Raw genomic sequence first — 14,365 nt, 5'->3', positions numbered from 1 at the left:
GACGATGACTGATGAAAAGAGCAGCGATAATCGTTCGTTTCCTGAGAATGAGTCACCGGATCCAGTGACGCATGGAAATGTGCAGATGACCGCGACGGAAACAATCGAACTGTCATCTGATAAACCCGTGGATGATTTCAGTCCGCTGGCTTCCGGTTTGAATAGTCATCAAAAGCAACTGCAAACGAATAATAATTACAACAGCATGAATACTTCATTTGACAATAATCAGGCGAGAAATGAATTCAACGCTATCGATTCGGCGAGTGTCGTGCAAAGCGTCGGACACTTGCTGCGTAATGCGAGAACGGCCAAAGGCTTGAGTATTGATGATGTGTCGCGGCAATTGCGGTTGTCGGCGCAACAAATTGAAGCGATTGAAAAAGAAGATTTTGAGAAATTACCTGGACGGACTTTCTTGCGCGGCTTCATCCGCAATTATGCCAATCTGGTTCAATTGAATCCCGTTCCGCTGCTGCAAATGCTTCCCGAATCGACCCGAGTAATATCGACTTACGAGCGTACGCCGTTTAAGAACAAACAAATATCGTTTTCCTCGAATCGCGAGAAACCCGGCAACCATTCATTGATCATCGCGATCATTTTGTTTGTCATTATCCTGGGTGCGTATTTCCTGTTTGAAAACGGTGGTTGGAATAAAAATTCTGACATCAGTGCCGAAAGTGTAGAAACGAAAACGGAATCCGCCACAGCCTCAGTGGAAATTCAGCTGCCTTTGCCGGGAGTGGTTAAAAATACATCCAATACATTCGACTCACAAGCCAATAAGTCATCGGAAGTCAATAATCCGGTTCCGGCCACGGAAAATACAGCGGCTCAGGCGGATGCAAAAACTGAAAGCGCGCCAGAAAATAAATCCGCTGTTGAAAAAACTGAGAAAACCGTTGCTTTCGATAAAAACACCGGTCATTTATATTTTAAACTCACTGCGGATTCATGGATCAAAGTGGTGGATGGCAAAGGTGTAACTGTGTTCGAGCAGCTTAAAAAGAGCGGCAGCGAGCAGATTGTCACGGGTAAGCGGCCGCTATCCCTGGTCATTGGCAATGCATCAGGTGTCAATCTCACCTATAATGACAAGGAAATCGATATTTCATCCTATAAGAAACAAGGTGGAACCGCGCGTTTCACGCTCGAATAAAAATGCCTGTAATCTTTTGATCTTAATACAACTAAATTATGCCTGAGAATAATTCTGCAATAAATCGCCGATCCAGTGTGGGTGTCCGGATTGGTTCTGTCATGCTGGGCGGCGGTGCGCCGGTCGTAGTGCAATCCATGACAAATACGGATACGGTTGATGAAGTTGCCACAACCGAGCAAGTTGCGCAATTGGCGCGCGCCGGATCCGAACTGGTGCGTATCACCGTCAATTCCATGGAAGCGGCGAAAGCAGTAGCCGGAATCCGCGCGCGTTTGGATGATATGGGATGCCACGTGCCGCTGGTCGGTGATTTTCACTTCAACGGGCACAAATTGCTGACCAGTTATCCCGATTGCGCCAAGGCTCTGGCGAAATTTCGTATCAATCCGGGAAATGTCGGTCACGGCAAGAAACGTGATGAACAATTCGCGACATTGATTGAAACTGCGTGTAAATATGACAAGCCGGTACGTATCGGCGTCAACTGGGGAAGCCTCGATCCGGAAATGCTGGCGCGCATCATGGATGAAAATGCTGCTTCCAGCGATCCGCAAGATGCCAAGTACGTCATGCGCGAAGCGCTGATCACCTCGGCGCTGGAAAGCGCGGCAAAGGCGGAAGAAATCGGCTTGAATCGCAATAAGATTGTTTTATCGTGCAAAGTCAGCGGTGTGCAGGACTTGATCATGGTCTATCGCGAATTGGCTGCGCGTTGTGATTATGCGTTGCATCTGGGATTGACCGAAGCAGGTATGGGCTCCAAAGGGATCGTGGCATCCACGGCGGCATTGGCCGTGCTGTTGCAGGAAGGCATCGGCGATACGATTCGTATCTCGTTGACACCGGAACCGGGTGGCAGCCGTTCGCGCGAAGTAATTGTTGCACAGGAGATTCTGCAAACGATGGGATTGCGCGCGTTTGTTCCGCTGGTGGCGGCTTGCCCGGGGTGTGGCCGTACCACCAGCACGTATTTCCAAGAATTGGCGGAAAGCATTCAAGCGTATGTGCGTGATGAAATGGTGGTGTGGCGCGAGCAATACGATGGCGTAGAAAATATGTCACTGGCTGTAATGGGATGCGTGGTGAACGGTCCGGGTGAAAGTAAACATGCCAATATCGGTATCAGCTTGCCGGGTTCTGGTGAAAATCCGGTAGCGCCGGTATTCGTGGACGGACAAAAAACCGTCACTTTGAAAGGCGATAATATCGCCAACGAATTCCGTGCGATTGTTGATCGATATGTCAGCGAAAAGTATCCGAGAAAAGCTGTCTGATGGCTAATGGTGTTAAAGCAATCCGCGGGATGAACGACATCCTGCCGGATGAATCCTATCTCTGGGCGTATTTTGAACAAACGGTGCAGCAATGGCTTGCTGCGTATGGTTACCGCAACATCCGTACCCCAATCGTCGAACAGACCGATTTATTTATCCGATCCATTGGAGAAGTTACTGATATTGTTGAGAAAGAGATGTATACCTTTGTGGACCATCTCAACAATGACAGCTTAACGCTGCGGCCGGAGGGCACGGCTTCATGCGTGCGTGCTGTGATCGAACATAGCCTGTTATATTCCGGTCCGCAGCGCTTGTATTATGCCGGTCCGATGTTCCGCCATGAGCGTCCGCAAAAAGGCCGCTACCGGCAATTTCATCAAGTTGGTGTGGAAGCATTGGGTTATGCCGGACCGGATGTCGACGCCGAGCTGATTGTGATGTGCGCGCGTCTTTGGGATTTACTGGGAATCTCCGGTTTACGGCTGGAAATCAGCACATTGGGCAACGCCGAGTCGCGCGCGTTGCATCGTACCCGGTTGATCAAATACTTTGAACAGCACCGTGATGCGCTGGATGAAGATGCGCTGAGACGCTTGCATACCAATCCGTTGCGTATACTCGACAGCAAAAATCCAGGCATGCAAGATATTATCAACAATGCGCCTAAGCTGATGGACGATTTGGACGCCGAATCGCTTAGTCATTTTGAGTCTTTGCAGCATATTCTGCGGGTGCGGGGCATTAACTTTGAAATTAATCTGCGCTTGGTCCGAGGGCTTGACTATTACAATCGCACTGTTTTTGAATGGGTCACCGATAAGCTCGGCGCACAAGGAACAGTGTGCGCGGGCGGGCGCTACGATGGTTTGGTTGAACAAATAGGCGGTAAGCCTTCGCCGGCGTGCGGTTTTGCCATGGGTATCGAACGCTTGCTGGCATTGATGCAGGAATGCGGTAAGGAAATTGCGCAACCGGCGCCAGATATTTATATTGTCCACCAAGGGGATCAGGCGATGGATTACGCTTGGACATGCGCTGAATTTCTCCGCGATGAAGGGTTTGATGTGATTTTGCATTGCGGCGGCGGCAGTTTCAAATCGCAAATGAAAAAGGCCGATGGCTCCGGCGCGCGCTATGCCATGATTATCGGCGATGATGAATGTCAGGCGCAAGAAGTGACGCTTAAGCCATTGCGTGAACCGGTCGAGCAGGCACGGGTGAAATTAAACACCGTTACTGAATTAATTAATAAGTAATTTTATCATCAATAAATTAGCACTAATCAGGGAAATACCATGGCATATTCTCACGAAGATCAAGAAAGAATTGAAGGATTCGCTGCGTGGTGGAATCGGTACGGCAATACGATTTCCATTTTTTTGATTGCGGTTCTTGTCACGGCAGGCGGTACGAAGGCCTGGCAGTATTATCAGCAAAAGCAGGCACTGCAAGCGGCCGATTTGTACGCTTTATTGCAGCAAGTGCAAACCAGCGAGGATGCCGCAAAAATCAACGATGCCGCGCAACTGCTGACAACAGGCTACCCCTCCAGCGGCTATGCGCCCCGGGCGGCACTGATCGCCGCGCAAGCCGATGTTCAGGCGGGCAATAACAAGCGTGCCATACAAACCCTGCAATGGATTATCGATCATGCCAAAGAAACTGAAATGCATGATCTGGCGCGCTTAAGAATATCCGGCATCTTATTGGACGAAGGAAAGTACGATGAAGCATTACGCTTGTTGAGCGCTGGGCACGGAAAAACTTTCGCCGGATTGTATTTGGATCGCAAAGGCGATATTCAAGTGGCAGCCGGAAAGATTGCCGAGGCTAAGCTGAGTTATCAGGAAGCGATTGATAAAATGAGTAAAAGTAACAACTACTTCAATATCGTCCAAATGAAACTGGACGCGTTGGGCGATTCCGATTAGATCCGTTGCTAAAGTGGCTGTTTTGTTGAGTCTCACCCGATCCGGGCGATTACTTCCTTCCTGGTTGATTGTTGCGTTGCTGCTGTCAGGCTGTAGCACGTTCAACCCCTTCGATATGCGTGTCATCGAATCGATGAGCACGGGAATATCCGATCTGATGATCACCGATGAGCCGATCGTCTATGAGAAGGAAGAGTTGGCCGCTTTAAAGGCAGCCGATCGTATTCCGCTGAAGTGGAAAAATAAAGTGGGTGAAAATGAGATCGCTTCCTTCTATACCGCGTACGACAATGGCGCAGTCTATGTTGCTGATGAAGCCGGTAAACTGACCAAATATAATGCCGCAACGGGCAAGCAGGAGTGGCAGGTCAAATCCAAAAACAAATTTTCTGCCGGCGTGGGTATTGGCGAAGGATTGATCCTGATCGGAACCTTCAAAGGCGAAGTACTTGCTTATAATGAATCCGGCCATATGTTATGGCAAGCGTCGGTCACCAGCGAAATCCTCAGTCCGCCGCAAGTGCAGAATAATATCGTGGCCGTACGTACTGTCGATGGCCGTATATTTGCACTGGATGCCATCGATGGCAAGCGGAAATGGATTTACCAAGGCGCGACGCCGTCATTGACGGTGCGCAGCACGGCCGGAATAACACTGGCGCATGGCGCCATATTTGCCGGTTTTCCAGGCGGAAAAATGGTTGCGATGAGCTTGTTCAACGGCAACATTGGCTGGGAAGTCGCCGTTTCGCAACCGCGTGGCGTAACCGAATTGGAGCGCATGACCGATATCACCAGCGCGCCGGTGATTAACAATCGCCTCGTCTGCGCGGTTGCGTACCAAGGGCGTGTTGCCTGCTTTGCGATTAACGACGGCGCGTACATCTGGTCGCGTGAATCCTCCAGTAGCGCGGGCTTGGTGATGGACAACGATTATGTGTATGTAACCGAGGATAACGGCGTGGTGGCGGCCTACGATCTAATGAGCGGCGCCGGCATGTGGAAACAAAGCCGCCTGGGAAGTAAGAAATTAACCCGACCTGTGATCATCGGGCAGTATATTGTGGTCGCGGACGATCAGGGTTTTGTTAATGTATTACGTAATTATGATGGCGCATTGGTGGCCCGCTCCGCCACCGACGGCAGTGTGATTCATAATGCGGCCAGTGTTTTGCCGGATGGTTTTGTAGTGCAGACAACAAAGGGCGGTGTTTACGCTTTCAGCACGCAATTCTAACAGCTTCATTCTTTCCATTTGACGACACATAACGTGTTACGGTAGCAGCAAATATCATGAAACCCACTCTTGTTCTGGTTGGCCGTCCGAATGTCGGCAAATCGACCTTATTCAATCGCTTGACGCGCACGCGCGACGCCATCGTCGCGGATATTCCCGGTTTGACGCGAGACCGGCATTACGGCCAAGGCCGGGTAGGGAATAAGCCCTATCTGGTCATGGATACCGGTGGTCTTGAGCCAGTTATCAAGGAAGGCATTCTGCACGCCATGGCTAAGCAGACGCTGCAAGCCATTGACGAAGCGGACAAAGTAATGTTCATCGTCGACGGCCGTCAGGGTGTGACCGCGCACGACAAAATCATCGCCGAGCAATTGCGTAAATCCGGGCAAAAGATTCTGTTGGTGGTGAATAAGACCGAAGGCATGGCAACCGCCGTCGTCACGGCGGAGTTTTATGAATTAGGTTTGGGTGATCCCTGTGCAATTTCAGCCATGCATGGCGATAACATCCAGGAACTTGCCGATCTAGCCTTGGTGGATTTTCCGGATGCCGAAGAAGAAACCCCTGAAAGCAAGCATCCCAAAATTGCCATCGTGGGTCGTCCGAATGTCGGAAAATCCACGCTGGTCAATACGCTGCTTGGCGAAGAGCGGGTGATCGCTTTCGACCAGCCGGGCACAACGCGCGACAGCATTTATATCGATTTCACGCACAAAGACAAACAATACACGTTGATTGATACGGCCGGATTGCGCCGCCGTGGTCAAGTGCATGAAACTGTGGAAAAATTCTCCGTCATCAAAACGCTGCAAACGATTGAAGACGCGAATGTCGTCGTGCTGGTGCTGGATGCGCGCAATGAAATTTCCGATCAGGACACACATATCGCCGGATTCATCCTGGAAACAGGACGTGCGCTGGTCATTGTAGTAAACAAATGGGACGGTCTGGACGACTATCAGCGCGATACGATTAAACGCGAATTAAACCGCAAATTGGCATTTCTGAGCTTCGCGCAATTGCACTACATTTCCGCGTTGCACGGCACTGGCATGAAGAATCTGCTGCCTTCGATCGATACGGCTTATGCCGCGGCCATGGCGCATTTGCCGACGCCGAAACTGACGCGCGCATTGATAGCCGCGGTCGAAAAGCACCCGCCGCCGCGCGGCGGCATGTCTCGTCCGAAGATGCGTTACGCGCATCAAGGCGGCTCCAACCCGCCGTTGATCATCGTGCACGGCAGCATGCTCCAACATGTACCGGAAACTTACCGGCGCTATCTCGAAAACACGTTTCGCGAGACTTTTGAACTCAAAGGCACGCCGTTGCGCGTCGATTTTAAAGTCGGGCACAATCCCTACGCCGACAAAAAGCCCGCTCCGCCAACCGAAGATGAACAACGGCGCGCGCATAACCGGCGCAGACGTAACCGCAAGAAATACGGCTAAACCGGAAAACGTGGTTACTCATCTTCCGCTTACCCGGATGCAACGCTTAGATTCTAACATCGCTGCCGATTGACGGACTGATTCGATCGGATTAGATTGACCGCTGAAGCGGAAACGGACTTCTTCCGGCATTCTGCCGTACCTTCCTGAATTGATAGGGGCCAATCAATGAGTAAACATTACCTCAGCCTGCTTTTCTCCCCGCGTTCCGTAGCCGTGATCGGTGCCAGCAGCCGGTTGGATTCGGTCGGCGGCGTCGTGTTCAAGAATATGCTGGATAGTGGCTACCAAGGTCAGCTTTATCCGGTGAATCCGAATCACGCTGAGATCCAGGGTCTTCCCGCTTATGCCAGCATTGAGTCGATTGCCGAGCCGGTCGATCTGGCGATCATCATCACCCGGGCGGCGACAGTGCCGGATGTCGTCGAATCGTGTGGCAAGCGCGGCGTGCGGTTTGCTTTGGTATTGTCGGCGGGATTCAGGGAAACCGGGCCGCAGGGCGCCGCGCTGGAGCAGGCCGTGGTTGCAAATGCCCGGCGTTATGGCATGCGGCTGATCGGACCGAATTGTCTGGGTATTTTGTGCCCGGCGTCGGGATTGAATGCCACCTTCAGCAACGGTGGCGCGAAAGCGGGCGGATTGGCGCTGATTTCGCAATCCGGCGCATTCTGCACCGCCATCATGGATTGGGCTAAGCCCAACAATGTCGGTTTTTCCAGCATCATTTCGATGGGTTCCGCTGCGGGCATGGATTTCGGCGAGATTCTCGATTACCTTGCGTCCGACCCGCATACCGAAAGTATTCTGCTGTATATCGAAGGTGTGCAGCATGCCCGCAGCTTTATGAGTGCGTTGCGCGCGGTGGCGCGGATCAAACCGATCTTCATCGTCAAAGCGGGCCGTCACGCGGTGGGTTCCAAGGCGGCGCTTTCCCATACCGGTGCGCTGGTCGGCTCGGACGATGCATTCGATGCAGCCTTGCAGCGCGCCGGAGTGGTCCGGGTCGACACCATCGTGCAATTATTTTCTGCGGCCAAGGCGCTCTCAACCCATTTCCGTCCCGGAGGCAACCGGCTGGCCATCGTCACCAACGGTGGCGGTCCCGGCGTCATGGCGGCCGATCGCGCCGCGGATCTGGGCGTGACGATGGCTACGTTGTCCGACGGCACGTTAGCGCAATTGAATGCGGTTTTGCCAGATACGTGGTCGCACGGCAATCCGCTCGATATCATCGGCGATGCGACTGCGGAACGTTATCGCCATGCGGTCGCACACTGTCTGCAGGATGATGGCGTGGATGGCGTGCTGGTGATTCTGGCACCGCAGGCGATGACCCAGCCGCTGGAAGTGGCCAATACGATCATTGCGATGGCCGCGCAGTTCGATAAACCGCTCATTGCTTGCTGGATGGGAGAAGTGCAAGTTGACGCCAGCAGACAAGCGTTCAACCGGGCAGGAATCCCCAATTTCCGCACACCGGAACCCGCTGTCGAAGTGTTTTCCTTTATCTCTGCTTATTATCAGAATCAAAAGCTGCTCATGCAAACCCCCGGCCCGATTTCCGATCATGACGTGCCGGACGAAGAAGGCGCGCGCTTGCTGATTGAAGGCGCATTGGCGGAGCATCGCAAGATTCTGTCCGAGATTGAATCGAAAGCGATTCTGGCGGCGTTTCGCATTCCGATCGCCAAAGCCGTAGTGGTGCGTTCTCCGAACGAAGCCCTGTTGATTGCGGAAGAATTCGGCTTTCCGGTTGTGATGAAAATCAATTCGCCGGATATTACGCATAAATCCGATGTGGGTGGAATCCGCCTCAATCTCGGTAATGCGCAAGCGGTCCGCGCGGCGTATCACGACATCATCCAATCGGTGCAAAAGAAAAATCCCGGCGCAAGAATCGACGGCATCGTCGTCGAACCGATGGTTGTCAAACCGAATGGCCGGGAGTTAATGGCCGGTGTGACGACGGACGCAGTATTTGGCCCGGTCATTACGTTCGGCGCGGGCGGTGTGCTGGTCGAAGTGCTGGGCGATCGCACTGTGGCTTTGCCGCCGCTGAATGGTTTCTTGGTGAAGGATATGATTCAGCGCACACAGATCGCCAAACTGCTGAACACTTTCCGCCACATGCCAGCCGTCGACATGGCGGCGCTGGAAAGCATTTTGCTGCGCATATCGGAAATGGTGTGCGCATTACCGTGGATCAAGGAAATGGATATCAATCCGCTGATCGTCGATGAAAACGGCGCGTGCGCCGTTGATGCGCGCATTGTGGTGGATTATCTGCAACCCTCCGCCGATCACTATGCGCACATGGCGATTCATCCGTATCCCGCTCACCTGATCACGCGCTGGCAATTGCCGGACGGCACCGGCCTGACGATCCGGCCGATACGCCCGGAAGATGCGGAAATAGAGCAGGAATTTGCACGTGGATTATCCGCCGAGGCAAAATATTTCCGTTTCATGGACACACTGCAAGAGCTTTCGCAAAGCATGCTGGTGCGTTTCACGCAAATTGATTATGACCGTGAAATGGCGTTCATCGCCGTACTGAAACACGATAACCGGGAAAAAGAGTTAGGCGTATGCCGCTATGTGGCGAGCGCCGATGGCCAATCCTGCGAGTTTGCTTTGGTTGTGGCGGACGAATGGCAAAACAAAGGTATCGGCAACAAGTTGATGAATTGCCTGTTTGATGCCGCCCGCGCCAAAGGTATCAAAGCCATGGAAGGCGAAGTGCTGGCAACCAATCGATCGATGCTGGAGCTGGTGCACCGGCTTGGTTTCGAAGCGAGCATCAGCCAGGAAGATAGCGCCATCCGGCGGATTGTGAAACAACTGCTGTGATCTTTCATTCCATGGTTTGATTTATAACGCATGCGGGCGATAATGCAATCTATTCGCGACTTGATTGAGCCGCTACGGCTAACCCATTTTTCCGGTTTTCTTCATGACCAATGATTCTTTAACACCGGCCTGCGACAGTTTGAATATCCTGGATTGCACGCAATGCCCGCGCTTGGCCGATTTTTTGCAAGCGGTGAAAGCGCAATACCCGGATTATCATGCGCGCCCCGTCAGCGCGTTCGGCGATGCGAACCCCAAGCTGCTGATCGTCGGCCTGGCGCCCGGCATGCACGGCGCCAACCGCACCGGGCGGCCGTTTACCGGCGATTATGCCGGGATTTTGTTGTATCAAACCTTGCATAAATACGGTTTTGCCACCCATCATGAATCGGTATCGGCCGATGATGGATTGCAACTGACCGGCTGCCGCATCACCAATGCAGTGAAATGCCTGCCGCCGGAGAATAAGCCGGTTCCGCAAGAAATCAAGCAATGCAATCAATATTTGTCGGTTGAACTCGATCAGTTTGTGCAACAAGGCGGTGCTGCCGTGCTGGCGCTGGGTACGGTGGCACATCAGGCGGTGCTGTTGAGCTTGCGGCTGAAAGCAAAGGATTATCCGTTCGGTCACGGCCAGGTGCATCAGTTACCGCCGGGCAATGGCGTACGGCTTTATGACAGTTACCATTGCAGCCGCTACAATACGCAAACCAAACGCTTAACGGCAGAAATGTTCGAGCAAGTGTTTGCTAACATCGTTGCTGAACTTCAATCATAACAATCCATTAAGAAGGAGAAACTTTACATGCCTTACGTCAATATCCGCGTGGCGGGAACCTTAACGCGCGAGCAAAAACGGCAGATCGCCGAGGAACTGACCGATACGCTGGAACGCATCGCCAAGAAACCGAAATCGTACACCTACATTTGCTTTGACGAACTGCCCGATGAAAACTGGGCGGTCGCGGGAAAACTGCTCGGCAGCGAGGATTAAGCGGTTTGACCGACACCGTCTTTAACGCCAAGGCGTTTTGCCGGGATTTGCCGTTGCAACCGGGCGTTTACCGCATGCTCAACGCCAAAGGCGAAGTGATCTACGTCGGCAAGGCAGTGAGCCTGAGAAAGCGGGTTTCTTCGTATTTTCAGAAAAGCAATCTGGCGCCCAGAACGCAATTGATGGTGTCGCAGGTGAGCGGGATTGAAACCACGGTCACCCGTTCGGAAGCCGAAGCGCTGCTGCTGGAAAACAATCTGATCAAAAGCCTGAAGCCGCGCTACAACATTCTGTTCCGCGACGATAAATCGTATCCGTACGTAATCCTGAGCGGGCACGAATTTCCGCGCCTGGGGTTTTACCGCGGTGCGCTGGATAAGACGCATCAGTATTTCGGGCCGTATCCGAACGCTGGTATCGTGCGCGAAAGCATCCAGCTGCTGCAAAAAATCTTCCGCTTGCGCACCTGTGAAGACAGTGTGTTCAGCAATCGCACGCGGCCCTGTCTGTTGTATCAGATCAAGCGCTGCAGCGGCCCGTGCATCCATCGGATCAGCCCGCAGGAATATCAGGCGGACGTCAACAATGCCGAATTGTTTTTGCAAGGCAAGCAAACCGAGGTCATGGAAGTGATCAACGCCAAGATGCAGCAAGCGTCCGAGCGCATGGAGTACGAGCAGGCCGCGCTATTGCGCGATCAGATTCAGGCGTTGCGGCGCATTCGCGAGAAACAGTTTGTCGATAGCGGCAAAGCGCTCGATGCGGATGTCGTTGCTTGCGTGCTATCGCCGGATGGTTCCGGTAAAGCGTGCGTCAATTTGGCGATGATCCGCGGCGGACGGCATTTGGGCGACAAGAGTTTTTTTCCGCAAAATGCGGACGATTACAGCGCAGCCAATGTGGTCGAAGCATTTCTGGCGCAGCATTATTTGAACCGCAGCGCGCCGCCATTGATTATTCTAGGCGAGAAAATCGAACGCGAAGCATTGCAGCAATTACTAACCGAACAGTGCGGACATAAAATCACCATCCAGCTCAATCCGATCGGCGAGAAGCGCGTGTGGCTCAACATGGCCATCGAGAATGCGCAGCTGGCGTTGAAACAGATGATGAGCCGCCATGCCAGCCAGGAAAAGCGTTTACAAGCGTTGCAGCAAGAATTGCAGATGCCGGGAATCCAACGCATCGAATGTTTCGACATCAGTCATACGCTCGGCGAAGCAACCGTGGCGTCGTGCGTGGTGTACGATAATTTTGCCATGCGCAATAACGAATACCGCCGCTATAACATCGACGGCATCACGCCCGGCGACGATTATGCGGCGATGCGCGAAGCATTGTCGCGGCGCTATCAGAAAGTCGTCAGCGGCGAAGGGCAATTGCCCGATCTGATTCTGATCGACGGCGGCAAAGGGCAGGTGACGGCGGCGCAGGAAGCGTTGCAGGAGCTCGGTATCTCCGACGCGAACTTGCTGGGTGTCGCCAAGGGCGAAGAACGCAAACCCGGGTTGGAACAATTGATTTCTCCGCTGTTCGAAAAGCCGTTACAATTGCCCAGCGAGCATGCGGCATTACACCTGATTCAACAAATCCGCGACGAAGCCCACCGTTTTGCGATACAAGGCCACCGCGGCCGGCGCGCCAAAGCCCGCACCAGTTCATCACTGGAGAATATCGAGGGTATTGGCGCCAAGCGCAGACAGCAATTGCTGGGCCGGTTTGGCGGATTGAAGGGCGTGTTGACCGCAAGCATTGAAGAATTACAACAAACTGAGGGAATCAGCCGGAAATTGGCGGAAAAAATCTATAAGGAATTACATTAATTTCGCGCTGGATAGCCATCCGGACGGCTTCCCGTTAAACAATCCATTTCATACATCATGCCTTTCAACCTTCCCAATATTCTCACCTGGCTGCGCATCCTGGCCATTCCGCTATTTGTCGGTATTTTCTATCTGCCGCACGACTGGCTGTCGCCCACGCAGCAAAATTTAGTGGCGACGCTCATTTTTGCCGGTGCGGCGATAACCGATTGGCTGGATGGTTATCTGGCGCGGGTTTTAAACCAAACCTCGGCATTCGGCGCTTTTCTCGATCCGGTCGCCGATAAACTGATGGTTTGCGCGGCTTTGATCGTGCTGGTTTATCTGGAACGGCTGGATGCGCCTATCGCTTTTGTGATCATCGGGCGGGAGATTACCGTATCGGCATTGCGCGAATGGATGGCGCAAATCGGCCAATCGAAAAGCGTCGCGGTATCATTCCTCGGCAAAATCAAAACCACGTCGCAAATGATCGCCATTCCGCTGCTGCTGTATCATGAGAAAATCGGCGAGCATTTCGATCCGCAGCAAGTCGGCACTTGGTTTATTTATATTGCCGCCGTGTTAACGTTGTGGTCGATGTTTTATTACCTGAAAGCCGCCGTGCCGAAAGTGCTAGAAGATGAAACAAAACGTTCCTGATGGTTTCATAAACATGACCGGGACGATCAGCAATGAAAATATGGATTGATGCGGATGCCTGCCCGGTCGTCATTAAAGAAATTCTGTTCAGAGCGGCTGAACGAACGAAACGGCAGTTGATACTGATCGCCAATCATCCTCTCTACATCCCGCCATCGCCGTTTATCCGCATGCAGCAAGTCGAATCCGGATTTGACGTGGCCGACAATGAAATCGTCAAACGAGTGGAAAGCGGCGATCTGGTGATTACCAGCGATATTCCCTTGGCGGCGGAAGTGATCCGGAAAGAAGGTCTGGTATTGAGCCCGCGCGGCGAACTGTACACCAAGGAAAATATCGGCGCGCGTTTAAGCATGCGGGATTTCATGGAAAACCTGCGCAACAGCGGCGTGGATACCGGCGGTCAGGCCACCATGAACCAGAATGACCGTAAAGTGTTTGCCAATCAATTGGATAAGCTATTGGCCCAATAACCGGGCCAGGTTGCTCATTCTGTCAAAACTAGCATCACTCATCTGATCCGTGACTTGCTTGTACTCTCAGGCCGGAAAGATAGCAAAAGCCTGCCGCTATCGTATAAAGATCATCATTACGCTGTAAGTCGTTCCGGAATCCCGTAACCATTTGCTTCCCGTTAGGCCGGGTTTATTACATTCGTAATTGTCTATTAAACATAGATTCCAATGCACGCAGCGATACGGCTTGCTGCAAGACCCTTTTTCCCGAGTTTTTTCTCTGCTTTAAAATTAATTCATGCAATTGCTGCTCAGTGATGTCAAAAAAATGTTTTCTTCTGTTGCCATTTATCGATGTTTGCATTTTGGCTTTGATGCCAGCATTTTCCAGCTTTCGCTTGGCTGTAATAGCGCAGCAACCCAATATTTCTGATACTTGTTTTGTGGTTAACATTTCTATTTCCTTGGTCAGCAATTTCATTTGTTTTTATAAAAAATGAATTTTATTCAATTGACTGTTACGCCTGAATGACAATT

Annotated in this window: 13 protein-coding genes; 12 read left to right on the top strand and 1 reads right to left on the bottom strand. The window is 52.2% G+C overall.

Annotation, left to right across the window (positions count from 1 at the left end; translation table 11 throughout):
• Positions 1 to 4: 4 nt before the first annotated feature.
• The 12 genes from BLU57_RS02910 (at position 5) to BLU57_RS02855 (ending at position 13,846) form a co-directional block, all read left to right on the top strand.
• A complete protein-coding gene (locus BLU57_RS02910; protein ID WP_256206064.1) occupies positions 5 to 1,162 on the top strand; it encodes a helix-turn-helix domain-containing protein in 1,158 nt (385 codons plus the stop codon).
• 38 nt (positions 1,163 to 1,200) lie between these two features.
• Positions 1,201 to 2,439, top strand: coding sequence for a flavodoxin-dependent (E)-4-hydroxy-3-methylbut-2-enyl-diphosphate synthase (ispG, locus tag BLU57_RS02905; protein ID WP_090315917.1), 1,239 nt, complete (start codon positions 1,201 to 1,203; stop codon positions 2,437 to 2,439).
• On the top strand, positions 2,439 to 3,698 hold the full coding sequence (hisS, locus tag BLU57_RS02900; RefSeq protein ID WP_090315915.1) for a histidine--tRNA ligase: 1,260 nt from the start codon (positions 2,439 to 2,441) through the stop codon (positions 3,696 to 3,698). The genes ispG and hisS overlap by 1 nt, the downstream gene beginning before the upstream one ends.
• 39 nt (positions 3,699 to 3,737) lie before the next feature.
• Entirely contained in the window at positions 3,738 to 4,373 is a 636-nt protein-coding gene (locus tag BLU57_RS02895) for a YfgM family protein (protein WP_090315913.1), read from the top strand.
• A 25-nt stretch (positions 4,374 to 4,398) separates the two neighbouring features.
• Positions 4,399 to 5,610 carry an outer membrane protein assembly factor BamB gene (gene bamB / locus BLU57_RS02890; RefSeq protein WP_090316247.1) on the top strand — a complete coding sequence of 404 codons (1,212 nt, stop codon included), beginning with the start codon at positions 4,399 to 4,401 and terminating at the stop codon, positions 5,608 to 5,610.
• Positions 5,611 to 5,666: 56 nt separating this feature from the next.
• Complete coding sequence (gene der, locus BLU57_RS02885; RefSeq protein ID WP_090315911.1) at positions 5,667 to 7,064, top strand: ribosome biogenesis GTPase Der; 1,398 nt, start codon at positions 5,667 to 5,669, stop codon at positions 7,062 to 7,064.
• Between the two features lie 168 nt (positions 7,065 to 7,232).
• Positions 7,233 to 9,914: a bifunctional acetate--CoA ligase family protein/GNAT family N-acetyltransferase gene (locus BLU57_RS02880; protein ID WP_090315909.1), complete on the top strand. Its 2,682-nt coding sequence runs from the start codon at positions 7,233 to 7,235 to the stop codon at positions 9,912 to 9,914.
• A 103-nt stretch (positions 9,915 to 10,017) separates the two neighbouring features.
• Positions 10,018 to 10,692: a uracil-DNA glycosylase gene (locus tag BLU57_RS02875; protein WP_176776349.1), complete on the top strand. Its 675-nt coding sequence runs from the start codon at positions 10,018 to 10,020 to the stop codon at positions 10,690 to 10,692.
• Between the two features lie 27 nt (positions 10,693 to 10,719).
• Complete coding sequence (locus BLU57_RS02870; protein WP_090315907.1) at positions 10,720 to 10,908, top strand: tautomerase family protein; 189 nt, start codon at positions 10,720 to 10,722, stop codon at positions 10,906 to 10,908.
• Positions 10,909 to 10,913: 5 nt separating this feature from the next.
• Positions 10,914 to 12,731 carry an excinuclease ABC subunit UvrC gene (gene uvrC / locus BLU57_RS02865; protein ID WP_090315904.1) on the top strand — a complete coding sequence of 606 codons (1,818 nt, stop codon included), beginning with the start codon at positions 10,914 to 10,916 and terminating at the stop codon, positions 12,729 to 12,731.
• 57 nt (positions 12,732 to 12,788) lie between these two features.
• The gene (pgsA, locus tag BLU57_RS02860; protein ID WP_090315901.1) at positions 12,789 to 13,373 is read left to right on the top strand and encodes a CDP-diacylglycerol--glycerol-3-phosphate 3-phosphatidyltransferase; all 585 of its coding nucleotides are present in this window, start codon (positions 12,789 to 12,791) and stop codon (positions 13,371 to 13,373) included.
• Positions 13,374 to 13,405: 32 nt separating this feature from the next.
• A complete protein-coding gene (locus BLU57_RS02855) occupies positions 13,406 to 13,846 on the top strand; it encodes a YaiI/YqxD family protein (RefSeq protein WP_090315898.1) in 441 nt (146 codons plus the stop codon).
• 175 nt (positions 13,847 to 14,021) lie between these two features.
• On the opposite strand, the gene BLU57_RS02850 is transcribed toward BLU57_RS02855, so the two are convergent.
• A complete protein-coding gene (locus tag BLU57_RS02850) occupies positions 14,022 to 14,282 on the bottom strand; it encodes a hypothetical protein (protein WP_143026932.1) in 261 nt (86 codons plus the stop codon).
• Positions 14,283 to 14,365 lie beyond the last annotated feature (83 nt).

This window comes from Nitrosomonas oligotropha, from assembly GCF_900106555.1.
Lineage (GTDB): Bacteria > Pseudomonadota > Gammaproteobacteria > Burkholderiales > Nitrosomonadaceae > Nitrosomonas > Nitrosomonas oligotropha_A.
This window is presented reverse-complemented; position numbering and strand designations above follow the sequence as displayed.